This window comes from Vibrio sp. 10N.286.51.C3 (assembly GCF_003050065.1).
In the GTDB taxonomy this organism is placed as follows: Bacteria; Pseudomonadota; Gammaproteobacteria; order Enterobacterales; family Vibrionaceae; genus Vibrio; species Vibrio crassostreae.
On the sequence record NZ_PIGC01000001.1, the window covers coordinates 36,456 to 62,857 of the forward strand.

Genomic DNA, 26,402 nt, shown 5'->3' on the forward strand with positions numbered 1-26,402 from the left:
AATACAATGGATGGAGCACTGATAGGCATCGTAATTGGCATTTTAGCCATGATGGGTATGATCATTAAAACGAGAATCCCGGTGGCACTTGCTATGATTATTGCCAGTATCATCATGGGTCTGTTTGCTGGAATGGCACCAACAGAGCTGATCAACGCAATTAAAGCTGGCTTTGGTGGCGTACTTGGCGGGATTGGTTTGATTATCGCGTTTGGCGTGATCATGGGCGCGTGTTTTGAGCGTTCTGGAGCCGCTGTTCGAATGGCAAAAACGTTTGTAAAGCTGTGTGGTAAAGGTCGCGAAGACTTAGCACTAGGTTTTACAGGTGTACTTGTCGCTATTCCGGTTTTCTGTGATTCTGCGTATATCATTTTGCATTCTCTTGTTCGCGCAATTTCACGTGACACTGGTAAGTCAGCGGTTGGCCTAGGTGTGACTCTAGCGCTTGGCCTACTGATCACTCACGCACTTGTACCACCAACACCGGGTCCAGTTGCAGTAGCCGGTATTCTTGGCGTTGACCTCGGTGAGTACATGCTTTGGGGTTTGATGGTTTCTATCCCTATGATGTTGCTTTCTATGATTTACATTCGCCGCGTGGGCAATGAATACTACCGTGTACCAAACGGTGAAACATGGATTACTAACCAAGCTGATTGGGCAAACCTAGAAAAAGTAAAAGAGACGGATGACAAAGAACTGCCAAGTAACTTCTTATCATTTGGTCCAATCCTTCTTCCAATCGCCTTTATCCTAATCAACACACTTGTTGGTCAGGGTGACAGCGCAATACACACTGTGATCTCTTTAATTGGTAATCCTGTAGTTGCAGTTGGTATTGGTGTTCTTATGGCGCTATACGGTCTTACTCGCCATATTGAGCGTAAAGACATGGTTAGCTCTATGGATGATGCTCTGTCTACTACGGGGCTAATTCTTGTAGTGACTGGTTGTGGTGGCGCAATGGGGGCCGTACTTAAAGCATCAGGTGCTGGTCCTCAAGTAGCAGAAGCGATTGCAAGCAGCGGTATTCCTCCATTATTAGTTCCGCTAGCCATCGCATCAATGCTTCGCTTAATCCAAGGTTCAGCAACGGCATCTATGATGGTTGCAGCAACGATGACGCTGCCATTGGTCGAAACGTTAGGTCTAGACCCAGTATTCGTAGCACTTGCATGTGCGGTAGGCCCGGTTGGCTTCTCTCATTTGAACGATTCGTACTTCCACATCATCAACCGTACGCTAGGGATTACTGAACTAGCAGACCAAATCAAGATCTGGTCTGTGTCTTCAACTATCGCATGGGCGATTGGTGCAAGCATCATCATGGTTCTAAACTTGGTGTTTGGTAAAGGCGGTACACTGATTGATCCATTGATTCCAATTGCAGTTTTAGCAGCAGTATTTATCTGGCTAAAAAGCAAAGAGAAATCACAAGTAAAGGCAGCTGTTACTAACTAATACCGCTTACCTTTATATACTGCCCCTATTGCTTGATTGGCTTGCTAATCTGACATAGGGGCATTTTTGGATCGACAGCCTATCAAAATTATTATTTCCTTGGATTTATCAGTATGAAAATTGTTATTGCACCAGACTCGTTTAAAGAATCTTTATCGGCGGTATCGGTGGCGGCGTGTATTGAAAAGGGTTTTCGTGAAATCTTTCCTGACGCTGACTATGTGACTTTACCTCTGGCTGATGGTGGTGAGGGTACGGTAGATGTGTTGTTGCAAGGTTTAGCAGGACAGAAGCGAACCTACCAAGTAGAAGGGCCGTTGGGTGAACTTGTAAACGCGGAGTGGGCGATACTTGAGCCATCCGCAAGCAATCAGAAAAAAACTGCACTGATTGAGATTGCTGCCGCATCAGGCTTGGATTTGTTAACACCAGAGCAGCGTGATCCATTGGTAGCCTCTTCATTTGGTACAGGTCAGCTCATTTTAGAAGCGATGCAGCAGGGCGTTCAAACGATCATTCTTGGCTTGGGTGGCAGTGCGACCAATGATGGTGGTGCAGGAATTGTACAAGCGTTAGGTGGTAGATTGCTTGATCGTGCAGGGCAAGAACTCAGCCGAGGTGGCGCTGCGCTAGCGGATTTAGCATCTATCGATCTTACCGATCTAGATTCACGCTGTGCTGATATCGAATTGATTGTGGCGTGCGATGTGGATAATCCACTGTGTGGCGATAATGGTGCCAGCCATATATTCGGCCCACAAAAAGGCGCAAGCCCAGAACAAGTTGTGATGCTGGATCAGGCGCTTGCGAACTTTGCTCAAGTAGCTGAAGCGCAAGGTTGTGTTAGTGGCGATGAATCCGTTCACAAGCGCACGGGTTATGGCGCGGCTGGTGGTACGCCGATGGGACTTGGCTTGCTATTCAATATGCAGATTAAACCGGGCATTGAGATGGTACTCGATGTTTTACAAGCCGATGAAGTATTGAAAGGCGCAGACCTTGTGATTACCGGCGAAGGTCAGATGGACAATCAAACCCTTCAAGGAAAAACGCCTTATGGCATTGCTAAACGTGCGAGCTTGCAAGGCATTCCGACGATAGGGATTGCAGGATCTTTGGGCACTGAAGTCGAAGCCTTATATGGTGAAATGAGCAGCTTGTTCGGAACAGTGCGCTCTCCTCAGCCACTCGAGCAAGTACTACGAGAAGCTGAATTGAACCTAACCAGAACGGCGAGGAACATTGCCTCAACTCTGAGGTTAGGCCATGTAATTCTTAAATAAAGTTCGGTGATACAAAGGCTTAGTTAACTCACCTGTTCGATAGGTTTCATAGATAGCAACGATAAATATAAACGATTATATTTTCTAGTCACTCAGGTCTATTCTTTATCCATATTATTTTAGTGGTTTTTAAAGTACTGAATCCACTTTAATCGAAGATATGGCAACGATGCGATATCTTTTACCTTAAGGAATAGACCATGAGTAAAAAACTAACTACAGCTGCGGGTTGTCCTGTTGCTCATAACCAGAATGTTCAAACGGCGGGCAAACGTGGCCCACAGCTTCTACAAGATGTTTGGTTTTTAGAGAAATTGGCTCACTTTGATCGTGAAGTGATTCCAGAGCGTCGCATGCACGCGAAAGGTTCTGGTGCCTACGGTACATTTACTGTTACGCATGACATCACCAAATACACCAAGGCAAAGCTGTTTTCTGAAGTAGGTAAAAAGACCGACTTGTTTGCCCGTTTTACGACTGTAGCGGGTGAGCGCGGTGCTGCCGATGCTGAGCGTGATATTCGCGGCTTTGCATTGAAGTTTTATACTGAAGAAGGTAACTGGGATATGGTGGGTAACAACACGCCAGTATTCTTCCTTCGTGATCCTCTTAAGTTCCCAGATCTAAACCACGCGGTGAAACGTGACCCACGCACCAACATGCGCAGCGCGAAGAACAACTGGGATTTCTGGACCTCTCTACCTGAAGCGCTTCACCAAATCACGATTGTGATGAGTGATCGTGGTATCCCTGCGACTTACCGTCATATGCACGGTTTTGGTAGCCACACATTCAGCTTTATTAACGCAGATAACGAACGTTTCTGGGTTAAATTCCACTTCAAATCTCAGCAAGGTATTAAGAACTTGTCTGATGCAGAAGCGGCACAAGTGATCGGCGATGACCGTGAAAGTCACCAGCGCGACTTGTTAGACAGTATTGACAACCAAGACTTCCCTAAATGGACGTTGAAAGTGCAAGTGATGCCAGAAGCGGATGCAGCGACAGTGCCATACAACCCGTTCGACCTCACTAAGATTTGGCCACACGCAGATTACCCATTGATTGAGGTGGGTGAGTTTGAATTGAACCGTAACCCGCAAAACTTCTTCGCTGAAGTTGAGCAGTCTGCATTCAACCCTGCAAACGTGGTTCCGGGTATCAGCTTCTCACCAGACAAGATGCTGCAAGGTCGCCTGTTTGCTTACGGTGATGCACAGCGCTACCGTTTAGGTGTTAACCATCAGCATATCCCTGTGAACGCACCTCGTTGTCCTGTACACAGCTACCACCGTGATGGTGCAATGCGTGTTGATGGTAACTTTGGCAGTACACTTGGCTATGAGCCAAACAATGAAGGCCAATGGGCAGAGCAACCAGACTTTGCAGAGCCAGCATTGAACTTGGATGGTGCTGCAGCGCACTGGGATCACCGCGAAGATGAAGATTACTTCTCACAACCGGGAGACCTATTCCGTCTGATGACACCAGAAAAACAAGCGATTCTGTTTGATAACACAGCTCGTAACCTAGGCGGCGTGCCTAAAGAGATTCAACTGCGTCACCTAAGACACTGTTACAAAGCCGACCCGGCATACGGCGAAGGCATTGGTAAACTGCTTGAAATCGATGTAAGCGAGTTTAATTCGTAATCGATAATGTAATTGGTTAATCAATAGGCCGTAGAGTGATGCACTCACGGCCTTTTTTGCTCCTATGGCTTAATAAACTATTGAATCTTAGTTGATATTTAATGATAGCTTTTGCCTATCAAATTAATAAACTCAGCCCATTATCTTTGTAAGAGTGATCGAATTATTCTACGACTATCAGTTTATAAAGTAGAAGAGTTTGAGATGAGTAACAGCGCATTAATCGTTGAAGGTGGAGCAATGAGAGGCATCTTCGCTGCCGGAGTGTTGGACGCCTTTATGCAAGACGATTTCCGTCCCTATGATTTTGCTATTGGCGTATCTGCGGGCGTGTCGAACCTTGTTGGTTACTTATCTCAAGCACCGAAGCGTAGTTATAACGTGATTACTACCATGGCGACCGATAAGACGTTTTTTAACCCTGCTCGCTTTGCTAAAGGTGGCAATTTGGTCGACGTTAAGTGGTTGTGGGATGAATCTAACCAACGTTATCCGCTTGATTACGGTCAGCTGTTCTCAAGTGTTCCTTTAATTGCTGCTGTAACTAACGTCGATACTGGCAGTGCAGACTACTACCATATCAAGCCTGAAAACCTTTCTAACGTGGTTGAAGCAACAACGGCTCTACCTATCGCTTACCGTGAAACACCGTGCTTCTCTGGTGGTTGTTATACCGATGGTGGCGTAGCGGATTCAATTCCGGTTCGCGAAGCATACCGTCGTGGTGCACGAGACATTACCGTGATTCTTTCTCATCCTTTGAGTTACCGAATGAAGCCTCAAAAGCACCAATGGATGCTGAAAAAACTATTAAAGAAATTCCCTAACATTGCAGAGTCGATGGCGGTGCGTGCTGAAAACTACAACCAATCTTTGGAGTTCATTCGTAACCCTCCAAAAGATGCGACCATCAAGGTGATTGCGCCACCGGAAACGTTTGCAGTTAAGCGACTCACTATGGATCAAAGCATCTTGGATGCAGGTTATGAGATGGGCGTGAAGGCAGGGGAAGAGCATCTGGCGATTCGAAAAGGTACATACGGGTTAGATATAGAGGATTGTCACTTCTGCATCTAGCCCTGCTTTCGATACAGGCATAAACCAAAAAGCCACGCTGTTCATCAAGAACCTGCGTGGCTTTATATTTGTAGATCTAGTTTGTTTTTAACTCAGTTCGTTATTGAACAAGCTCATTGCCGCTGGTGTTGCCTGCAAAGAAAGCGTCAACGCTGGTTAGTGTTGTATTGGCAATGTTGAACAGAGCATCTTTGGTTAAGAAAGCTTGGTGACCTGTGAACAGCACGTTGTGACAAGCAGATAGGCGACGGAATACGTCATCGACAATCACATCGTTAGACTTGTCTTGGAAGAACAGCTCTTTCTCGTTGTCGTAAACATCAAGGCCAAGCGCGCCAATCTTACTCTGCTTAAGCGCTTCAATAGCTGCAGTTGAATCTAGCAGTTCACCGCGGCTAGTGTTGACGATCATCACGCCATTTTTCATTTTCTCAAATGCAGTCGCATCTAATAGATGGTAGTTTTCTTTACTCATAGGGCAGTGCAAAGAAATCACGTCAGACTCTTGATAAAGCTCATCCAGTTCAACGTATTTAGCACCTAGTTCAACGGCTAATGGGTTTGGATACGGGTCGTAACATAGGATGTTCATGCCCAAACCTTTCAGAATACGCATGGTTGCTAAGCCAATCTTACCTGAACCGATTACACCAACGGTTTTACCGTGGAAGTTAAAGCCTACTAACCCTTCAAGGGAGAAGTTCGCATCACGAGTACGTTGGTATGCCTTGTGCAGTTTACGGTTCAAACACATCATCATGCCGACCGTGTGTTCAGCTACCGATTCTGGTGAATAAGCCGGAACGCGAACCACTTGCAGGCCAAACTCTTTGGCTGCGTCTAGGTCGACTTTATCAAAGCCTGCACAACGCATCGCAATCAGCTTAGTGCCGCCTTGTGCAAGAATCTCTAACACGTCTCGTGATAAGTCGTCATTTACAAATGCACACACCACTTCATTGTCGTGCGCCATTTTCGCTGTGGTTGTAGTGAGGCGAAAATCATGGAAATGAAACTCAGCGTTGAGTTTGCCTTTCGCTAGGTTGAATGATTTTTCGTCGTATGATTTTGAGCTAAAAAAAGCAATGTTGAGCATGGCTTCCTCTCTTACCTAAAAAATGAAAACCCCAATTATGTTTATTTGATAAGGGGTTAAAACTAATAACTCTGTTCAGTGTGCTAGAGTTTTTTTCTCTTGTCTATCACCATTAGTCATTGTAATTACTATGGTTATTTGGTCTTATATCTTTACTTATTGAACACTAAAAATCACAGTACGAAGTAGCTTGCTTATAAGTTCATCAATATCGAATGGATCTTATTTTCGAGTGTTGAACATCTTCTTGGTCTCTTTTTCTGACCAGAAGTTAATGTTGAATTGCGCGTCGTCACTCAGTTCTACTCGGTGCCAATATTGAGGTGGACTGGTGGCAAATTGCCCGGCTTCAATCGTGATAACATTTTCTGGTTCTGTTGCTTCTGCATCAGCAAAACCATAGAAGGTGACAGTGCCTTCCATGACGCAGATCTGACCAAACACGCCTTCCGCGGTGTTGTGATGGTTGAGCAGTGCTGCTGGGATGTTGTCTTTAGTGAAAAACGGTGTTGAACGTTGGATTTTCCAGTGTGACGGAATACGTAAATGACTCATATAAAACCTCTTATCTGACTGTTCTTTGAAAGTTGTGTTTCTGTGCTGCTATGTAACTGGTGGTGGTTGGTATTTACCAGTAGTTCTCGCTGCTGAATTGACCGGGCTTTCTGCGTAAGTGTTTTTCGAAACCTAAGCTGGTTAGCGCTTCACTTGTGTCACGAACCATTTGCGGATTGCCACACAGGTAGAAGAAACTGCGGGTTTGATTGAAAGCGACAGACGCGGCTTGCTCAAGGTCGCCTCCAAGTAACAAACTTGGGATTCGTCCGCGCAAAGTTCCGGTAACTGATTCTCTAGAAATAATTGGCACATATTTAAGTTTTCCTTGAAAGTGATCGACGAGTTGAGTGATACGGTCTCGATAAGTCAAGTCTTGTTCTGTTCTTACGGCATGAACCAATACAAGGTTGTTGAATGAGGCGGCTTTTTCTGTAGCCAATCCATTCTGTTGTTGAATCTGCATGCTTTCGAGCATTGAGATGAATGGGCCAACCGCGGTTCCGGTTGAAAGCATCCATAGATCGTCGACGTTCTCTGGGAGCTCATCCAATGTCATAAAGCCGCTTGGGTCTTTGCCGACAAAGATGTCATCGCCTGCTTTCAATTCATGAAGCTGAGGAGAGAGCTGACCGTTCTGATCCTTAATAATTAAAAACTCGAGATGTTGATGACCTTTTTCGTGCTCTGGTGCGTTTACCATTGAATAAGCACGTCTCACGAACTCATCTTCACTATTTAGCAAACCGAGCTTAGTAAACTGACCTGCCTGATAAGGGGAGACAGGAGCACTGACTTGGAGTGAGAACAATTGTTCTGTCCATTCTGTCTTGTGTAGGACTTTTCCGGTTACCAAACCATGAGGAATATCTGTCATATCATCACCTTTAAGAAGAGAAGTTATCTCATTAAGGATACTCAACTATTTACATTTTGGAGTTGCATGTACCATGCCAATAATGAGAATGCTTATCAATACTGACTTGTTGGCTAAAATTAATTTTTTTGTGTCAAAAAGACCCTTTTATAAATTGGTCTAAATGACTCATATGTGTGTTTGTTGTGTACGTGGTGCGTTGTTTTGGGGGATTTAGAGCCGAGCTTTCGCAAAGTCCGAAGAGTGGTTTGACCCCTGAAGTATTGTACTAATAACTAAAGAGAATAATTTGTAGATGCGTATAATGGCGGCTTTCGATCTCAATATAGCCGTGTTTTATGCTTGATAATCTTCGTATGGCCTTGAACGTGTTGTTCGTGACCCTCAATACCGCAATGACTGCGTTTACCGTGAGCTTCTTTGGCCTCATCAAACTGATTCTGCCAATCTCTGTTGTGCAAAAGTCGTGTACTCGTTTAGCTAACTTCACATTCTGGTGCTGGGCTTCGCTCAATCTTTGGATGTTGAACGTGAATAATGACATCGAGTGGCAAGTGGAAGGCGGGGAAGATATCTCGACTAAGCAGTGGTATTTGATGATGTCGAACCACCTGAGCTGGGCGGATATTGTGATTTTGTCTTCCATCTTGAAAGACAAGATGCCGATGACGAAGTTCTTCCTTAAGCACGAACTGCTGTATGTGCCTTTTGTTGGCTTGGCCTGCTGGGGCTTGGATATGCCGTTCATGCGACGTCACTCTCGCGAGTTTTTGCTACGTAACCCAGAGCGTCGTAATGATGACTTCAATGCAATCAACAAAGCGTGTACTAAGTTCAAGCTAGCGCCGACAACATTGGTTAACTTTGTCGAAGGTACGCGTGCTAACCACGACAAACTGGCGACAGCGAAAACCCCTTATCGACACCTATTAAAGCCGAAAACCGGCGGTGTAGCGTTTGCTTTATCTGCAATGGGTCCAATTTTGGATGGCATTGTGGATGTGACTCTAGCTTACCCTGAAAACCAAACCTCTCCGTTTGAAGATATGCTGAAAGGCAAAATGACTAAGGTAGTTGTGCGTATTAAATTGCACCCAATGGATGAGAACGTAAACGGCAATTACTTTGAAGATAAGGCGTTTAAACGTCGCTTCCACAGTTGGTTGAACAATACGTGGAAAGAGAAAGATGCTTATCTTGATACGGTTTATGGGGTTGATACGCCCTCTGAGGCTGAATCGATTGATGAGACAGATGCGGTTCATAAGAAACAAGAGCAGTAAGCTCAAACCAAACTGATAGTATTGAAAAAGCCGATAGTTCATTGAACTATCGGCTTTTTATTGATTTGAACATTCTTAATATTCAGCAATAAAGTTAGTACTTACTATGGTTTAACCGACTGGTAGGCATCAATAATATGCTTCACTTGACTCGGTTTGCCTTGCTTCTCCTGTCCTTGATGGATACGTAAGTAGTGCTGCAATGTTTTGGCTTTGTATTGCTGTGATACCTTCATTTGTTCGTCACAACTTGGTGCCCAGATCTTGTCACCGACGTTCGATATCTCGCGAACGTTTTGGCTATTATCTGAATCACCTTGGTTATTACTCACCAATAAAACCTCGTAGTAACGACGGTTCTCTTCGATCAACATTTCATCAATAAGACCAAAATTGAGCGCCTTTAAATGGCTTCTCAACTCGAATTGCTGATGCACCGGACAAAGCAAGAAATCGATCGCTTTGTCTGGGTGTTGACGGTGAATATCATCGACTAATTTCTGAGTCAGATCGCCACCGACGCCTGCAATAATAACCAGGTGTTTGCCAGTATGTTTCTCAAGCGGAATAGCGGCGACATCCATGCAGTAGACTTGCCATTGACTGGTAACCGTTTTTTCAGCTCTGTTATCTTGTGGAAAGTAGCGCGCTAGCTTGCCTTCCAGTTCATTCATCAGAGACGGGACTATATCGACAAAGTGAATCTGAGAGGCTTTGTTATCCGACAACAGTTGAACACCCAAAAAGCCATGATCACAGCAACAGTCCCAAATATGCTGGTAGTCATTGCTGACAAGGGAATGGAGAGTTTGCAGTCGGTTACTTAGCTTCATAAGGTTCGTGTCGTTAGAAAAGGGGATATTGTCTTATCGAAGGCGCATTGTAATGACTTTCTAGAAAAACAAAAGCACCTTGGATGTGAACCCTAGGTGCTTTGTCGTGTGAGATAGTCTACAGGCTTGTTGGAATACGTTTAAGATGCTTTGGCAACGGCTCTGATATGGCCTTCCACTCGGTTCTTACCAAGCTGTTGTGCGATAAGCTTTGCCTGTTCCGCTAGCGCTAAAGCTGAATCGCGTTCGCCTTCTATTTGCGAGAACCCCACGCTAACCCCTAGTGATAAGGTGATATCTGGAGTGACGATGGTTTTCTCCGCGATTGCTCTTCGGCACTGGTCTAGCTGGAATTTGGCATCTTTCACATCATTCGCTTTGAATAATACAGCGAACTCTTTTCCTCCAACACGTGCCAAGCAAAGACCTATTGGTTTAGGGAAGTAACTTCGTATTGATTCTGCAGTCAGCTTAATCATCTTGTCACCGACTGCTTCACCGTAGGCACGGTTTACGTGGTCGAAGTTATCGATATCAAGCAGAGCAACATAGGTATCGGGCTCGCTCGCGTAGTTTTCGATGGCGCTACTGAAACTGTTTTTATTGTCTAACTGTGTCATCAGATCTTTGCTGCTCAATTGATGTTGAAGCAGTAAGTTCGACAAAGATACCTCAGTGTAATCTCGGATCATTCGCAGAATATTCTGGCTAATCGGTAAGTTTGCGTTTACATAGAGCACAGCGATCAACTGCTTACGAGAGTGCAAAGGAATACAGTAATGGCGTTGGTGTATTTTGAGTTTACGCGCCAATGGGTCGGCGTATTTTCCGCTTCTGTAAGCCATGGAGTCCGGAGCAAAGCGCTCTGCAAGGGCTTTGTCACAATGTACCGTTGATTTATTTCCGTGATAGTCGATGGTACTGAATGAGTGGTTCTCAGGCTGATAGAGACAGAATTGAATGCCTTTTTGGTAGGTGAAGCTGTCCAGTATGGATCTTAACTCTCGCTTAAAGCTTACAAGGTCATCGACTTTATTCAGTTGTGACAAGGACACGTTCAAACGATAAGCCAAATAGTTTGCGCCAATCCACAATAGAAGCAGTGAACCAAGTACCAAGCCAGTTAGCGTAAATTGGTGTGAGCTGGTTAAGATGTCGTGGCGATCGGTGCCTGCGATGAATACCCAGTTCAAGCTGTTGTCAGCGTCAAACACCGATATTTTGAAGTTATCTTGATAGTAGTATTCGTGCTTACCAACGGTTTCACCTTGTGAGAGTTGATGGCTGATACCTGCGTGATAGCTAACAGATTTAGAGCCTATACGTTTTGGGTCTGGGTGGAAAACCAGTCGTTCTGTCGCTCTATCCACCACGAACACATAACCATGGTTAAGGGTCTTTAAATCTCTTAAGCCTTGTGTGGTGTGCAGAAGATCAAACTCAATCCATATTTCCTCATTCAGCCTTTCGGCTGTGTGCTTTACGGCGAATACCCAACGACCGTCTGCCTTTTGGTAAACGGAAGAGATATAGAAGTCTTCAACAACACTGTCTATTGAATGCCATTGAATTGCTGATATCTGTTCATTTGATAGAGGCAAACCTCGAGTGGAAATGTAGTTTTGATATTGAGGTTGGTATCGAATGATATCGGAGAAGTTAGGCGTTCTTTTTAGAATGTTATCGCTGAGTTCGCGGAATTTTTTGTCATCAAAGCTGGTGGCTTGAGGTAAGCCTAGGCTAGTTTCTAGGAAGTAAAGCTTGCCAAATACCGCTTCGATGTTGGAACGAATAGTGGAGCTTGCGATACGAATGTTTGACGATGATTGTTCAGTTGCTGCTGTTTCTACTTTTTCAAGCTGAGCCACAGCTAGATAGAGCATCCCTCCAGTTAATAAAATAATGTATGGTTTAAAAAGCCGAATTAATGTTTTAGGTAAAGCCATGATATCCAAAGACGTTATAGATTCATTTTTATAGTACGGCCATACTAAACAGTTTTCGTAATCACATCAATGCAAATGATTCCATATAAATGAATGAGTTTTGTGATATTAGGCTAACAAAAAAGCCAGTCATAAATATAACTGGCTTCTATGGTTTTCGGTGTTTTATTACGTTGGCTTAACTTTTAACTTAACTCAGTCTTTCCTGGCGAATAATGCAAAATCGCCATCGAAGTTGGCGACAATAACATTTCACCTTCAGCATGACCCGGTTTTACATTTCGTAGGTTAGTATCGCAGATCTTCACCCAGTTTTGATCACGATCACTAGGTAAAGAAAAACGTGCTGGTGCGTTGGTTTGGTTGATCAGATAAATCAACTCGTCACCATTTTTACCAATGCCTAAATGCAGCGCAACTGAGCTTAAACGGTTCCAGTCATCATGCTCCATGAGTGTGCCATCGACACGGCTCCAGAAGATGCGATTAGAGTTACGCTTTTCGCCACTGAATGCCTTAATAAATGGCACCATGTATTGCTGACGAGCAGAAATCATTTCCGATAGCCAAGTCTTGAAGTATGTCTTGCGTTCAGAGTCTTCCCAGTTAAGCCAACTTGTCACGCCATCTTGGCAGTATGCGTTGTTGTTACCTTTTTGAGTATGAGATAACACATCGGCCGTCAGAATATGTGGAATACCAAAAGCAAACAGCAGGCTCGCCATGAAGTTACGTTTCTGCTTCTCACGCGTGGCGATCACTAACAGGTTTTCGGTTTCGCCTTCAACACCATAGTTCTCAGAGCGGTTGTCACCGTGTCCATCGCGATTGTTTTCACCATTCTCTTCGTTGTGTTTGTGCTTGTAAGAAACAAGATCCTGCATGGTGAAACCATCGTGATAAGTGATGTAGTTGACGGTCAATTTGTACGGCCAGTGTGCTGCGCTATAGATGTCACGTGAACCCATCAAGCGAGTCGCAAACTCTTTCAGGTAGCCTTGATCACCGCGCCAGAAGCTGCGTGTGATGTCTCTGAGCTTGTCGTTACACTCATTCCAACCTAACGGGAAATTACCAACTTGGTAGCCATTCGGGCCGATGTCCCAAGGTTCAGCGATGAGCTTAGTTTCTTTAAGTACAGGATCTTGAGCAACGGCTTTGAAAAAAGCGGCCTCAGGATTGTAGTTGTCACCTTCTCGCCCCAGCGTGGCTGCTAAATCAAAACGGAAGCCATCGACTTGGAATTCACTTACCCAGTAACGAAGCGTATCCATGACTAAGTTGAGTGCAGGTTGATGGGTTAGATCGACCGTATTACCGCAGCCTGTGAAGTTCGCATAATGACAGCCATGTTTGATGTAGGAGTTGCTATCCAGCGCTTTTAGATTGAACGTTGTCCCACCTTCACCACCTTCAGCTGTGTGGTTGTATACGACGTCAAGGATGACCTCGATACCATTGCGGTGCAGTTCACGAATCGCGGTTTTGAGCTCAGTAACCGCGTCTTTTTCTGCATAGCGAGGGTCTGGCACCATGAACAGGTATGGGTTGTAACCCCAATAGTTTACTTTCCCCATATCCAATAGGTGGGGTTCATGCATACACGCAGCAATAGGTAAAAGTTGTAGAGAATTGATATTTTGCTGTTTATAGAACGCAAGCATTTCAGGGCTAACTAACCCTAAGTAACGTCCTTTAGTATTGGTCGCTACTTCAGGATGAAGTTGAGATAGGCCTTTTACATGGGTTTCAAAAAGAACGGTCTCTTCGCGGCTAATGCGTGGTTTTTCTACGCCTTGCCAATCGAAAGTGTCATCAATAACAACACATTTCGCCATAGCAAAGCTCTTCTCATTGGTATACGGCGTGACGTAATCGAGCGGTTCGCTGATTGCTTTGGCATACGGGTCTGAAAGTAGGATTGGCCCATTGTCAGTGTCAGCAATGAAGCCGTATTTTTGCCCCGCTTTTATACCATCAATAAAAACATATCTGATATCAGCGTATTCATTTTCCAACTTATAAGTGGTGAATTCATCGTTCTCGTCAAAAAGAGCAAGAGAGAGGGATTTACAGTCAGGAGAATAAATTGAGAAGTTACAGCCAGTGTTTCCTAGCGTTGCGCCTAGTGGATAAGGGCGAGCGAGCGTTCTAGTCATTGCTTGATTTCTTGTTCGTTTATCAACATCAGTGAACTATAAGTAAAAAGCTTTGTCACAGTAAGGTCAAGCAACTTCACAGAATAATTATTGTTAAAAAAATAATTTACCGATTAGGTTCAAATTATATATTTGAAGTAGATCTCACTTAAGGTGAATAATTAGATCTGTGTGCTGTCTACTCCTCCTAGATTAAGTGATCTACCTCTTTAAAACACCATTCTGTATATTTTCTACTCCCCTCTAGTCCCCCTTAATTAACTTAGGGGTGGAGGAAGTCAAACTTGTCATCCCCTCTTAATATTGACCCCGTTGAAACGAATCAGGGGAAACCCTAAACCTCTCTATCTTACGACTACCATTACTGCCTTTGGTTGCCGCAAGAGAGCAAAAATATAAAAACCTAAAATAAATCGTCCTTAATGGAGTTAAGAATGAAAAAAGTAAGTTTGATTGCTGCTGCAGTGGCAACTACATTAGCTGCTGGCTCTGCGTTCGCTGTAGATTTTAATGGCTACATGCGTGCTGGTACTGGTATTAGCGGAAATGATGGTGGTGACGTTTCATTCATGAAGAATGGTATTGGCCGTCTAGGTAATGAAAACGACAACTACTCTGAGTTTGGCTTGGCTGAAGAACTAAAAACTGGTGAGCAAACTTGGCGTTTAGAGTCAATGATTGCTTCTGGTGCTGATGGCGCAAATGGTTGGGAAGACGGTGACTTTAACGTTGCTCAGTTTGCGGTTAAAGCAAAAGGCGTTCTATCTTTCGATGAAGAAGCGACTCTTTGGGCTGGTAAAACATACTACCAACGTAAAGATATTCACATCACTGACTTCTACTTCCTAAATACATCAGGTACTGGTGGTGGTATTGAAAATATTTCAGTTGGTAACCAAAAACTTTCTTTAGCAATTATTCAAGATGGCGAAGATGAGAACGGTGCTGGTTACATGGCTGATGCCCGCCTAGCGAATATCGGTTTATGGGAAGATGCTAGTTTAGAGCTTGGTGTTGTTTACAACTTCGGTACTGAAAACAAGAATGGCAAATACGATGGTGATGATGGTCTACTTGCTACAGGTATTATCCACCAAAACATGAGCAATGGTTTTAACCAAACAGTTGTTCAGCTAGGTACTGCTGGTTACGGCGTTCAAATGGCTAACTTCTGGGGTTCTGGTGCTTACTATGATCGCTCTGGTGCTCAAGATGATGGTTTTGGTTACCGTATTCTTAACTGGGGTGTAATGAACCTAGGCGAATCTTGGGAAATGGGTCACCAACTTGCATACCTAGCAGGTTCAGACCTAGGTGTTGATAAGCATGATTCAAGCCAATACTCTATCGTGGCTCGTCCAATGTATAAGTGGAACGACACAATGCGTACTATCTTCGAAGCTGGCTATAACGCTGGTGAAGTAGACAACGTTGACTTTGGTGGCGCTAAATTTACTGTTGCTCAAGCATGGGCAATGGGTGACAGCTTCTGGGCTCGTCCTGAAATCCGTGTATACGGTAGCTACCTAATGGATCTAGAAGGTGATTCATTCGGCGAAGTGAAAGATGCGAGCGGAGATGTAACAGCTAAAGGTGCTGACAACGACTTCGTTGTTGGTATCCAAGTTGAAGCTTGGTGGTAAGCCACTTAGCTTAAAATCCTAAACTGTCCTAATTCATAGCCGGCTTGCGTCGGCTATTTTTTTAAGGAATGTACGATTAAGTTGATCGTTCCCTAGGTGAATAGTTCTCTTTGTGGTAATTAAAGTTAGTAAATTTCTTAAAAAAATAAAAAGGAAGGGTTATGTATTTTAAAGCTCTGATGTTGAGTGGCTGTGTTGCATTGGCCGGTTGCCAATCTGCACAAGTAGTCGAGCAAGTGCAAGTGGTACAGGCTGAACAAGTTAACTCGATTACTGGTCTTCAATTTGCCCCGATGAAGCTTCCAAGCTCGGCAATTTTTGATGTGACACCAAATAGCCAAGTATTAAACTATCAAGGAATAAACAGCCCTGTAGTAGCGATTGAACTGCCTGCAGATCGCGGTGAGTACTCGATTAATATCACGAGCATTATCGGCGATACAGCGTTTGTTCCTAATGCGGTTATCTATGACGAAAACGGTAGTGAGCTAGAGCGTTACGGTAAAGAGAGTTTCGAGTACGCTAAACCAAGACTACACTTGGGGAACCGTCTCGTTGCTGAGAACGATTTTTACCCACCGACAACAGCAAAATCAGTTTATTTAGTTATCTATACAGATCAAGCTGATATTGGTGATTTTACTGATGTGATCCATCCTGCTCGTTTAGATGCGGAAGGTCGTGGTAACTATTTACCTGAAGTGAAAGATATCCCGATTCCAAATGCTAACGTTGGTAAGATAGAAGTAACAATCGATAAAGCGAGCTTCTTTTCTATTGGTTCATCGAGCAGCGAATCTAACGCTAAACCAGCCGCTGCGACTAAGATCGATACCATTCAACCTGAAACGCAAACCTACTATCACAATGCGATTCAAACGGCTGTAACTGAAGACAATATTCCTAAAGCTCTGAGCTTATTAGATGAAGCAAAAGCACTAGGTATTGAAGGCGCGCAAGAAGTATTTGTAAAAGCCGTCAATAAAAAGTAGTCGAATAGTTTGTAAATACTGATTGATATAAAGAGAAGGGCTCCTAGTAGGGAGCCTTTTTTATTGATTGTAATATATTAAAAGTAATACTCATGTTAACCAGAATCTTTGAATGTAAATAATCTCAGGCTTACACATAATAACCAATAACCAATAACCAATAGCTAATATAAATGGGCGTAATTCGTTGTTTATAGTTTTGATTTACTAACTACTAAAAAACACTCTCGTCTATTTTACTCTTGTCAAATAGCTGAATACGAGCTCTATTGACGAATCGCTATTTCATCTAGTGGCCTAAAGTCGGCCTCCTAAACTTTACGTACACTGGAATTATACGTTCACACGACATCGTTATACTTTCTACCAAGAACCAAGAACCAAGAACCAAGAACCAAGAACCAAGGCGGTTTGTTTATCTCTTAACATTTATGTTAATCAAGGTCAGGGAAGGGTGGGACGTGTTGGGATTGGTGTTTGTTGAGCACAAAAAAAGGGAGACTGAGGTCTCCCAAAAGGCTAGCTTGCGCTGGTTTTATTATCTGTTTATTAGAATCGTAAGCTTTAAGGCTTAATTCTTGGTTACTGAAACGACCGCTTTTTCTACATTGTCATCCAGCTCATTAATCGCATTCAGAGTGAAGGTGTAGCTGCCAGCTTCTGCTACGCTTAGTTGGCAGTTACCATCACTACCTAGGTTGATTGACCCATTAGCAAGTTCAACGGAGTCACAACCAAAGTTAGGTGTTTTCCAGTCAGCATCTGCAAACTTGAAGCCATAGTTACCCGCTTCCAAGCTACCTGTTACTGAATAAACGCCGTTACTTACAAAGCTCATTGCCCAACCCTCAACAGGGTTCCAGCCATTCATATCACCACGTACATACACGGTAGTTTGACCGTATGGCGGAATGCTAGACACATCTTTATCAGAGTTATCAACTGGCAGACCGACACCTTGTGCATCACCTTGAGCTTGTACAAATACAGCGGTGGTTAGTGCCGGTACTGTGAAGGTCTCAGCGGCGAAGCTTGCACCTTTCACTGTATCATCAGCAGAGTTTTGTTGAACGTCATGAAGTGTAAAGCCTGTCGCTCCTGTGATTTTGAACGATTGAGATTCATTAGTTGAGTTTACAACTGCCACAATCGCATCATTTGCAGGGTCAAGATCGTCGCCCGCAGACACACCATCATCGATAGACATGACAATCAGGCCTTCGACTTGATCTTCGCCAACATTTCGGAAATCGACACGCTTCATGACTTCGTCTGCTGTACCTAAGCGGAACAGTTCACTTGAGCTACGGATTTTTAGTAGTTCTAGGAATTGCTGCTTAGTCAGTTCAATGTCGTTTGCGTCTGGTTTAGCAGTGCTGTCAGCAATGATAGTTTTGATCAGATCCCAGTTCGCACCATCTTTGTCTTCACGAGGTAAGCCAACATTCCAGTTATTGTCAGTACCATCAAACATCACGCGGTTGTACCAATCGCCAGAGTCGTAAGAATCGCGCTGCATTGATTTAGAACGTAACAGTTCAGAACCCATGTGTATGAATGGGATGCCTTGGCCCAACATGACGGTCGAGAGTGAGACCGACTGCATGCGAGCGCGTTCTGCAGAGCTAGTACCGGTGGCGATTTTGTATGCGTTGTTATCCCACAGCGTTTGGTTATCGTGTTTTGAAACGTAAGAAATGTTCTCTGAAGGCATCTTAGTGTAACCAGCTGGCGCGCCGTTGTAATCAACGTTTTTACCCAGTTTGGTATCGCCTTTGTAATCAATCAGTACGTATTCTGCGAGGTTACCTGCCATACCTAAACGAACAAGGTCTTGGTTATGCAAACGACCATTGATCGAATCTTGATCAACTTTGGTTTCTTCGTTGGCAATCGCTGCGTTACCAAAGCCTTGGTTAAAGCGAAGTGGGTGGTTGCCTTCTGAATCGACGCCACCATCAAACGGGCTACCGCCACGAACAGCGTCACGCAATCGATCAGAGAATGTACCTATCTCTGTGCCTGCCATATTGATTTGGTTCGCTTGGTCGAAGCGTGCGTTATCCGCTACTTCGCCGAAATCCCACCCTTCACCGTAGAACAGTGTGTTCTCGTCGATTTTACGAACTTCAGCAAGAGCTTCTACCATTACGTCTTTTGGTTGGTGACCCATTAAGTCAAAACGGAAACCATCCACCTTGTAGTCGTCAGCCCACACCTTAAGTGAGTCGACCATTAACTTACCCATCATTAGGTTTTCGGTCGCAGTGTTGTCACAACAGGTCGAGTTTTCCACGCCACCTGTGTTCACATTAAGACGGTGGTAGTACCCAGGGACAATCTTATCCAGTACTGACTTATCGTTTACGCCAGATGCATTGGTGTGGTTGTATACCACGTCCATGATCAGCTTGAGATCCATGTCGTGCGTGGCTTTCACCATTTGACGGAATTCTAGAATACGTTGAGAACCATTAGGATCGGTCGCGTAGCTGCCCTCTGGCACAGTGTAGTGGAATGGGTCGTAGCCCCAGTTGAAGCTGTCCAGCATGCGCAGGTCGTTCATTAATGCTTGCGCATCGCCTGTTGAAGGGTCATAACCATCGAGTACATCTTCGATGACTTTATTTTCGTCTTCGTTTCCACATAAAGCAGCAGTCGGTTTTACATCACACAGTTTGCCAACGGTGTCGGTGATATCGACGCGGCTCGCGGCATCTTCATCAACGGTCGCGATATCAAATGCCGGTAAGATATGCAGCGTGGTTAAACCTGCTTCTTGCAGAGCTTGTAGGTGCTTGACCGACTCACGATCGGCTTCTGTGAGAGCGAGGTACTTGCCGTTCAGGCTTGCTGTGCCTAGTTTATCGCTGAAGCTAAAGTCACGAAGGTGTGATTCGTAAAGTACATGGTCTTCGTCTTTCTCTACCGTTGGACGCTCATATCCAACCCAACCTTCAGGCATTAATGCTGAATCATCAAGATCGATCACTTGAGAGTATGCTGAGTTTTTCGACAAACTGAGTGAGTAAGGGTCGGTTACTAGGCGAGTTTCAATGTTACCTGTGGTTGGATGGTAAACCTTCACTTGGTAGCGATAGTAACTGTTGACAGCGTTAGGTACCGCGTCAGTCGCCCAAATACCCGTCTCAGTGCTTTCCGTCATTGGGAACACTTGTGAACTTTGCAGATCTTCGCTGTACAAGACGAGTTCTACATCTTGCGCGGTTGGTGCCCAAAGCTTGAAGGTCGCTGCACTGCCTTCAACAATCGCGCCTAGTTCTTCACCCATTGCGTTACCAGCATCTTCGCTAGCAAATACCGCATCAAGCACACCTGGCTTTTGAACCTCAGTTGAAGAGATAACATCGCCATTGGCATTATAGGCAACAAAAATTATCTGAGATTTTAAGATGGTGCGTAATGTGTTGTCGTCAACGTCGATAGCAAGGGCAGGTAAGCTTGCAAGGTGGCGGAAACGCTCTTTCAATTCAGAAGACAATTCCCCATCTTTGCTTAGTTCAATTGCAGTGCCGCCCACGATCTCTTTGTCGTCGTTCATCGTGATGCTGTTATCGAGTGCGTAGAACAGCTTGACAGAATCGGCGTTACCAGCGGCTTCCCAAGCGATAGTGTCTGCGTCTAACCAATGCGCTTTTTGGCCATCAATATTCACTGGGCGCTCTGAAATTGGGTCGTAGTACAGCTCGCTGCTGCCATGGAACCCGAATACACCTTGCGAATCACCAAGTTTGGTTAACTCGATTTTTGAATTGGCACTACCAAACGCTTTTTCGTCGCCATTGTGTAAGATGAAGTTCATGCATTTATGTGGGTCAGAAGCATCTGGATCGACTTTCAACACATAGTAAGCGCCGTAGGTATCACTGATACCATCAAATTCGTAAGGTGCTTCCCAGTTAGTACCCGTTTCGCTTAGCCCCATGCCTTTTAAGTCTGTGCTAGTACAGCCTTCGCCATTCCATAGGTGAAGCCCCCAACCGTCGTAAGTTGAGCCCGAAGTGCTCGCGGCTGCAACATCACGTTTGTAATACACAACGACTTCGTTTTCGCCTGCTTTGTATAAGCCATCGTTGCCTGCGTCTGTGTCATTGTCGCTATCACTGCCACAACCTGCGATCAAAGTAGCGGTGAATAGAGGTAAAATCGCTTTGGCCAAAGTCGAGCGCTTGAAGCTTCTCTTTTTGGTCATATTGAAGGTGTTTCGTAGAGATATAATTTTATTAATATTTATGTTGTTCACGTTTTGATATCCATATTTCACTTTTTATGAAGATAAATATCCTAGCTTTAACCAAGGTCAACTATTTGTGATGGCAATGTATAAAGTTATTTTTAATTCGTAATTATAAGAAACCTAGTGTCAATATCACGCTTTGTATTTGGTTAGTGCTGGATTAATTGGATCAATGACTCATATGTTCGGAATCAATAACCTAAGGCGTAGAGGATAGGAGTAGATAATAAGGATGAGAACTCATCCTTATTAATGTGAGACGAATACCACTTTTTTTGGCTCTTATTTTTCAATGGCAATAAAGTTTTATTTATTACCGTTTTTATTGCTACTATAGCTAATAATAACCCTATTAATTAGTGTGGAGTAACCACAAATATTTTGACACTAAAAATGGATTCACATAAGTGTGAAAATACTGTCATTTCTATTTTCAGATCCTTTCGATTACGATAGATCCAACGTGTGTTTAGGAAGAGGTTTCTTAGTAGACTAGCTCCGTGCTACTGAGCTCTTTCTATCAAAATCTACAGGGCGTAATTGCCACAATATGTGAGCTGTTACCCAAAAGGAGTTGATGTTGTCTTCATCTATTAAAATTGCTATCACCTATCTGATGTTGGTTGCGATATCTGTGTTGTTTGCAGAAAGTTCTAAAGCGCTGTTGGTGTGGTATTTGGTTATCGGATTGGTGACGTTTTTTGTGTACGCGAAAGACAAGCGAGCAGCGATCAATGGTAATTGGCGTGTTCCAGAGAAAACCTTGCATGTTTTTTCTGTAGCTGGTGGTTGGTTGGGGGCTTTGCTCGCACAAGACAAGCTGCGTCATAAAACGCAAAAGCAGCCGTTCAGAGCGATTTATTGGCTGACGGTGGCGATGAATATAGCAGTGTTTATATGGACGTTAACACCGAGTGGGCAGGCGATATTCGGTCGTTGGGTTAGTGAGGTTATTGGATACTTGTAATGAAATTGATGGTTAGTAATCACTTGCTAACCATCATATGGAAGCTATCTGGCTACAACATCGGAATCGTTGAGGCTAACAGCAACCCCGCCATGCCATAGTTGAAGCTTTTGATGCGGACTGGCGTTGTTAGCCAGTGTTGCAGTTGCTTGCCTGCTGCCGTCCAGAAAGTTACGGATGGCAAGTTAGCTAGTGTGAATATCGCTGCGATGATTGCAAGTTCCCACCATGAACTACCGCTGCTATAAACAGAAATGGCTGTCAGTGCCATTGACCAACCTTTCGGATTAACCCACTGAAAACTTGCCGCGCCAATGAAGGTCATCGGTTTATAAGCTTCAGTGCTTTTAGCTTTTCCACTCTTTGCTATTTTAATCGCTAGGTAAACCAAGTAAGCAAGGCTCAGGTATTTCAAGATTTGGTGCGTCACCGGGTATGCATTGAAAATCCCCATTAAGCCGAAGCCAACCAACAGCAACATAGCGGCAAACCCTAGAGCTATGCCAAGCATGTGTGGAATGGTACGAGCAAAGCCAACATTGGCACCTGATGTCATGAGCATGATGTTATTTGGACCCGGCGTGAAGGTCGAGACAAACGCAAACAAGGCAAGCGCGCTAAGTTGTTCTAAAGGCATTATGGTTCTCCAGCAATAAAATGAACGAAGTGACTGACCGGTCATGACTTTCACGTGTTGAGAAACATAGTAGGTGGAAAGTAAGGCAATTATGTGCTTTTATTTCATCTATTATCACTAAATGCACAATAATAAGTACCTATGGATAGATTTGACGAAAGGATATTGCAAGAGCTTAAATTGGACGGCAGAATCTCCAACATTGAGCTTTCAGAACGAATTGGTCTGTCGGCTTCAGCGACCTTAAGGCGAGTACAAGATCTTGAGCGTAAAGGGATCATTCAAGGTTACCGCGCGGTTCTTGATAATGGCTTAATGGGCATTGGTTTTATTGCCTACGTTTCGATTGGCTTATCTAGCCATAGCAAAGCGGCTCAGTTGGAATTTGAACAACATGTCAGCATGGAAAAAGAGGTGGTGGAATGTCACAACATCACTGGCGCTAACGAGTATTTGTTGAGAGTCGAAACCAAAGATCTGCCGGGATATAAGAAGTTTCATGCCGATGTACTTGGGGAATGTGCTCAGGTTCAATCCATAACGACTATGGTTGTGATGGATACCCCTAAAGATGAACGCTAATCGAGTTTTATTGCAGGAGAGGCGAAGTGCCCAATACTAATCAGTTGTTATTGTTCTTAGATGTGGTTCAACAAGGGTCGTTCACCAAAGCGGCAACCTTGCATGATATGGACAATTCATCACTCTCTAAACAGATAAAAAAGCTTGAGCAAGACTTAGGTGTTCAGTTGCTCAACCGCTCTACGCGCTCGTTCTCATTGACGTCGGCAGGGGAAGATATTTTAGCGCAAACCTATGTGCTGAAAGATACCATTAATCAGATCCAAGGCATTGCTGATTCATACCAGTCTGAACCCAAAGGTGTGTTACGAATTACATCTCCGATCTATTTTGGTCAGCAATACCTGCAACCTATCATCACTCAGTTTATGAGAAAGTACCCGGATGTTCAGATTGTCCTTTCACTGGACGATAAGATCGCCAATATCATCGCAGGCCAATTCGATATCGCCTTTCGCTTCAGCAAGCTTGTTGAATCGAATTTGATTGCGAAGAAGATTGCTGACAGTAACTTCATGTTGGTCGCGTCGAATGATTTTGTTAAGCAGCACGGTGAACCTAAGACACCACAAGATTTGCTAGCTTTGCCTGCGGTGATTTATACCAATGGCGATATGACGGTTGATCATCTGCGTATCAGTGAAGAGCCGCATGGCAATACTTTCCAAAGCCTGACGATTCGTGGCAACTATAAGGTGAGTGATGTTCGTACCATGGTGTCTTGTGTGAAAGATGGTCTAGGTTATGGCTTCCTTGATCAATCAAACCTGTATGCCTCAATGAAAGAACTTGGCTTGGTCACCTTGCTACCGGATTATCCGATTTCTACAATCGATACCGCGATTTATGCTGTCTATCCACACCGCAAACAGACCAAGCTGGTGAAAGAGTTCATCACTACGGTTCAAGACTATATTGGCTCTCCAACCATTTGGGAGAAGATGCAGCAAGGTTAGCTGCTTCTATGCCATATCAAATAAAAAAAGGAGCCAGAACTTCATACGAACTGGCTCCTTTTTACTCTCAGGCTATAACTGATTTACAATGTAAAGTGTAGCTATAGCTGGTGTGAACGGCTCTTTTCTCGAAAAGAGTCCCTCTTTAAGTGAAGCTAGTGATTATGAATCACTTCTTTGCCACTTGGATAAGCTTTTGTACCCAATACGTGGCCATCCACTTCTTTACCGTAGTAGCCCTGATGTTTGTGATAGCGTTCTGCATTATCAGCCACATCGCCCTTGTATCTCGGGTATTGTGGGCGCTCATGGCTATTCACAAACGCAGCCACATCCCATGCATCTTGAATCGAAAGTTGCTGGCTCTTTCCAAGCGGCATGTTTTCATAGATAAAGTAGGCAGCTGTGTTCACGCGGTGCATACCCGCGCCCCAGTTATACGCGTTTTCGCCCCACAGTGGTGGGAAGTATGATCGGCCGTCTGCTCCTTTAATACCTTCACCATTTTGACCATGACAGGTTTGGCAGCTGGTTTGGTAAACCTTCTCACCACGCGCTATTGACGGTTCTTGTTCAGGGTTAGCAATCTTAGGGTAGCCACGGCCTGCCAACTTGCTGCGATCATCGATCGGGTATTTGCTTAACAGCTCTTCCGGAAGAGGGAAGCTTTCCGCTTTACCACCGATTTGTAAATCTGCATCACTGATCTCAGGAACTGGCGTATCTTGCATACCGTTCTTATCTAAGATGCCGCCCATCGCCAACCAGTAGGAGTAAGCGCTGAGTGCGACCAGTTCTTTTGAGTCTAAGGCTGGTGCGATTCCGTTCATTGAATAGGTGAAACAGCCTTGAATACGCTCAGCGTAGCTGTTGACCTTGTCGTTCTTCTTACGATAAGCCGGATAAGCCATGTAAGCGCCCCAAAGTGGCGCTGCATTGGGCTTCATGCCTGCTTGCATGTGGCAGTTAACACAGTTTTGCTCGTTGCCGACGTATTCGCCACGCATCTGTTGTGAGTCAACAAACAGTGAGTAGCCCAGTTTGACTTTGTCGCCAAATTCTCCTGCTGGGATATCCACTAAGTCGCGTGGCACTAGGTACTTGTTGTCTTTCACTTTTTCGACGGCTGGCAGTTCGGTTTGGCGATCGGGCAACTCACCTTCGGCGTAAGCGATTCCAGAGGCAAGGGTTGCGGTAATTAAAAGTAATGTTTTCATGCGAGCCCTTTAGTATCGGAAAGATGCGAAGTAGTAAGACAGTTTTTTGATTTCATCGTCGGTTAACTTGCCTGCGATGTTGCCCATCATGTTCAAATCATCACCCTTACGAGTGCCGTTTTTCCAAGCGTTGAGCTGATTTTGAATGTAGTCGGCGTGCTGGCTCGCTAGGCGTGGAAATTTGTCTACACCCATACCACTTGGCCCATGACAGGTTGCACAAGCTGGAATGTTTCTATCCCAATCGCCTTGGAATACAAGCTTACGATAAGGATTATCAATATCAGCCTGTGAGCCGCGCTGTTCTAAATCGCTGAATTCGTATGACGGTAATGATGCAAAGTACTCTGCTACTTCACGACGAACGGTAGGATCAGACACACCATCCGCCATGCCCTTCATGATCGCGCTTTGACGCTCACCACTAGAGAATAGAACCAGTTGGTGTTCAAGGTAGTCAGCATTGAGCCCTGCTAGCATAGGGGCAATGTTGGGCATGCCTTTACCGTCAACTTGGTGGCATCCGCTACAGGTTTCTGCGGCTTCTGGCATTGGATTAGGCGCTGCTTGTGCAAAACCAGATAAAGAAAGGCTTCCCAGAGCTGCGATACAAAGCGTTAGTGTTTGAGTTTTAATTTTCAGCTTAGTCATGAGGCGTCGCTATTGGTTGTAGTGCACGCATTTTCGACATAATTGATTGTTCGCGCTATTGTGGATTTCCACATTAATTCACTTGGAACTTGAGATAAGCCTCACATTAATAACCTCAACCACCAGAATGGCATTGATGTGAATTTCGATAGGCGAATCAGGCTGCCGTTAACGAAATGCAAGGGAACTTCCATGTTCGCCTCGGTGTAACTGCTTGTTAAGGCTCTTTTATGGCACCGATCGTATAAGCATAGCTGCTTTATAGATCCGGGCTTAA

20 protein-coding genes are annotated in these 26,402 nt (G+C 44.4%); 10 read left to right on the forward strand and 10 right to left on the reverse strand.

The window, feature by feature from the left end:
* Positions 1–6 precede the first annotated feature (6 nt).
* From CWO27_RS00185 to CWO27_RS00200, 4 genes are all read left to right on the forward strand, one after another.
* Positions 7–1,461: a GntP family permease gene (locus CWO27_RS00185; protein WP_102479560.1), complete on the forward strand. Its 1,455-nt coding sequence runs from the start codon at positions 7–9 to the stop codon at positions 1,459–1,461.
* A 113-nt stretch (positions 1,462–1,574) separates the two neighbouring features.
* Positions 1,575–2,744 carry a glycerate kinase gene (locus CWO27_RS00190; RefSeq protein WP_107898333.1) on the forward strand — a complete coding sequence of 390 codons (1,170 nt, stop codon included), beginning with the start codon at positions 1,575–1,577 and terminating at the stop codon, positions 2,742–2,744.
* 200 nt (positions 2,745–2,944) lie between these two features.
* Positions 2,945–4,396 (forward strand): catalase, encoded by a 1,452-nt coding sequence (locus CWO27_RS00195; RefSeq protein WP_107898334.1) that lies wholly within the window; start codon positions 2,945–2,947, stop codon positions 4,394–4,396.
* A gap of 204 nt (positions 4,397–4,600) precedes the next feature.
* Positions 4,601–5,473 carry a patatin-like phospholipase family protein gene (locus tag CWO27_RS00200; RefSeq protein WP_107898335.1) on the forward strand — a complete coding sequence of 291 codons (873 nt, stop codon included), beginning with the start codon at positions 4,601–4,603 and terminating at the stop codon, positions 5,471–5,473.
* A 100-nt stretch (positions 5,474–5,573) separates the two neighbouring features.
* On the opposite strand, the gene CWO27_RS00205 is transcribed toward CWO27_RS00200, so the two are convergent.
* The 3 genes from CWO27_RS00205 to CWO27_RS00215 form a co-directional block, all read right to left on the reverse strand.
* A complete protein-coding gene (locus CWO27_RS00205) occupies positions 5,574–6,569 on the reverse strand; it encodes a 2-hydroxyacid dehydrogenase (protein ID WP_107898336.1) in 996 nt (331 codons plus the stop codon).
* Between the two features lie 222 nt (positions 6,570–6,791).
* Complete coding sequence (locus CWO27_RS00210) at positions 6,792–7,124, reverse strand: DUF1971 domain-containing protein (RefSeq protein ID WP_048660978.1); 333 nt, start codon at positions 7,122–7,124, stop codon at positions 6,792–6,794.
* Between the two features lie 73 nt (positions 7,125–7,197).
* Complete coding sequence (locus tag CWO27_RS00215) at positions 7,198–8,001, reverse strand: ferredoxin--NADP reductase (protein ID WP_102431445.1); 804 nt, start codon at positions 7,999–8,001, stop codon at positions 7,198–7,200.
* Positions 8,002–8,339: 338 nt separating this feature from the next.
* On the opposite strand from CWO27_RS00215, the gene CWO27_RS00220 reads away from it, so the two are divergent.
* Complete coding sequence (locus CWO27_RS00220; RefSeq protein ID WP_102530030.1) at positions 8,340–9,284, forward strand: acyltransferase; 945 nt, start codon at positions 8,340–8,342, stop codon at positions 9,282–9,284.
* Between the two features lie 104 nt (positions 9,285–9,388).
* On the opposite strand, the gene CWO27_RS00225 is transcribed toward CWO27_RS00220, so the two are convergent.
* The 3 genes from CWO27_RS00225 to glgX form a co-directional block, all read right to left on the reverse strand.
* A complete protein-coding gene (locus tag CWO27_RS00225) occupies positions 9,389–10,117 on the reverse strand; it encodes a tRNA (adenine(22)-N(1))-methyltransferase (protein ID WP_102530031.1) in 729 nt (242 codons plus the stop codon).
* 140 nt (positions 10,118–10,257) lie between these two features.
* The gene (locus CWO27_RS00230) at positions 10,258–12,000 is read right to left on the reverse strand and encodes a sensor domain-containing diguanylate cyclase (RefSeq protein ID WP_107898337.1); all 1,743 of its coding nucleotides are present in this window, start codon (positions 11,998–12,000) and stop codon (positions 10,258–10,260) included.
* 248 nt (positions 12,001–12,248) lie between these two features.
* Positions 12,249–14,222, reverse strand: coding sequence for a glycogen debranching protein GlgX (gene glgX / locus CWO27_RS00235; RefSeq protein WP_107898338.1), 1,974 nt, complete (start codon positions 14,220–14,222; stop codon positions 12,249–12,251).
* 434 nt (positions 14,223–14,656) lie between these two features.
* Here glgX and lamB point away from each other — a divergent pair, with 434 nt between their 5' ends.
* Both lamB and CWO27_RS00245 read left to right on the forward strand, forming a co-directional pair.
* Positions 14,657–15,865: a maltoporin LamB gene (gene lamB / locus CWO27_RS00240; RefSeq protein ID WP_017078577.1), complete on the forward strand. Its 1,209-nt coding sequence runs from the start codon at positions 14,657–14,659 to the stop codon at positions 15,863–15,865.
* Positions 15,866–16,026: 161 nt separating this feature from the next.
* Positions 16,027–16,857, forward strand: coding sequence for a MalM family protein (locus CWO27_RS00245; protein ID WP_107898339.1), 831 nt, complete (start codon positions 16,027–16,029; stop codon positions 16,855–16,857).
* 571 nt (positions 16,858–17,428) lie between these two features.
* On the opposite strand, the gene pulA is transcribed toward CWO27_RS00245, so the two are convergent.
* Entirely contained in the window at positions 17,429–21,070 is a 3,642-nt protein-coding gene (gene pulA / locus CWO27_RS00250; RefSeq protein ID WP_107898340.1) for a pullulanase-type alpha-1,6-glucosidase, read from the reverse strand.
* Between the two features lie 622 nt (positions 21,071–21,692).
* Here pulA and CWO27_RS00255 point away from each other — a divergent pair.
* Complete coding sequence (locus CWO27_RS00255; protein WP_102478461.1) at positions 21,693–22,082, forward strand: DUF1294 domain-containing protein; 390 nt, start codon at positions 21,693–21,695, stop codon at positions 22,080–22,082.
* Between the two features lie 52 nt (positions 22,083–22,134).
* Here CWO27_RS00255 and CWO27_RS00260 read toward each other — a convergent pair whose 3' ends face one another.
* Complete coding sequence (locus tag CWO27_RS00260; RefSeq protein ID WP_065675799.1) at positions 22,135–22,719, reverse strand: LysE family translocator; 585 nt, start codon at positions 22,717–22,719, stop codon at positions 22,135–22,137.
* 141 nt (positions 22,720–22,860) lie between these two features.
* On the opposite strand from CWO27_RS00260, the gene CWO27_RS00265 reads away from it, so the two are divergent.
* Positions 22,861–23,301, forward strand: a complete 441-nt coding sequence (locus CWO27_RS00265) for an Lrp/AsnC family transcriptional regulator (protein ID WP_102432059.1) — start codon at positions 22,861–22,863, stop codon at positions 23,299–23,301.
* Positions 23,302–23,327: 26 nt separating this feature from the next.
* Positions 23,328–24,257, forward strand: a complete 930-nt coding sequence (locus CWO27_RS00270; RefSeq protein WP_004732134.1) for a LysR family transcriptional regulator — start codon at positions 23,328–23,330, stop codon at positions 24,255–24,257.
* A gap of 155 nt (positions 24,258–24,412) precedes the next feature.
* On the opposite strand, the gene CWO27_RS00275 is transcribed toward CWO27_RS00270, so the two are convergent.
* Both CWO27_RS00275 and CWO27_RS00280 read right to left on the reverse strand, forming a co-directional pair.
* On the reverse strand, positions 24,413–25,474 hold the full coding sequence (locus CWO27_RS00275) for a c-type cytochrome (protein WP_107898341.1): 1,062 nt from the start codon (positions 25,472–25,474) through the stop codon (positions 24,413–24,415).
* Between the two features lie 9 nt (positions 25,475–25,483).
* Positions 25,484–26,125, reverse strand: a complete 642-nt coding sequence (locus tag CWO27_RS00280; RefSeq protein WP_048660998.1) for a c-type cytochrome — start codon at positions 26,123–26,125, stop codon at positions 25,484–25,486.
* Positions 26,126–26,402 lie beyond the last annotated feature (277 nt).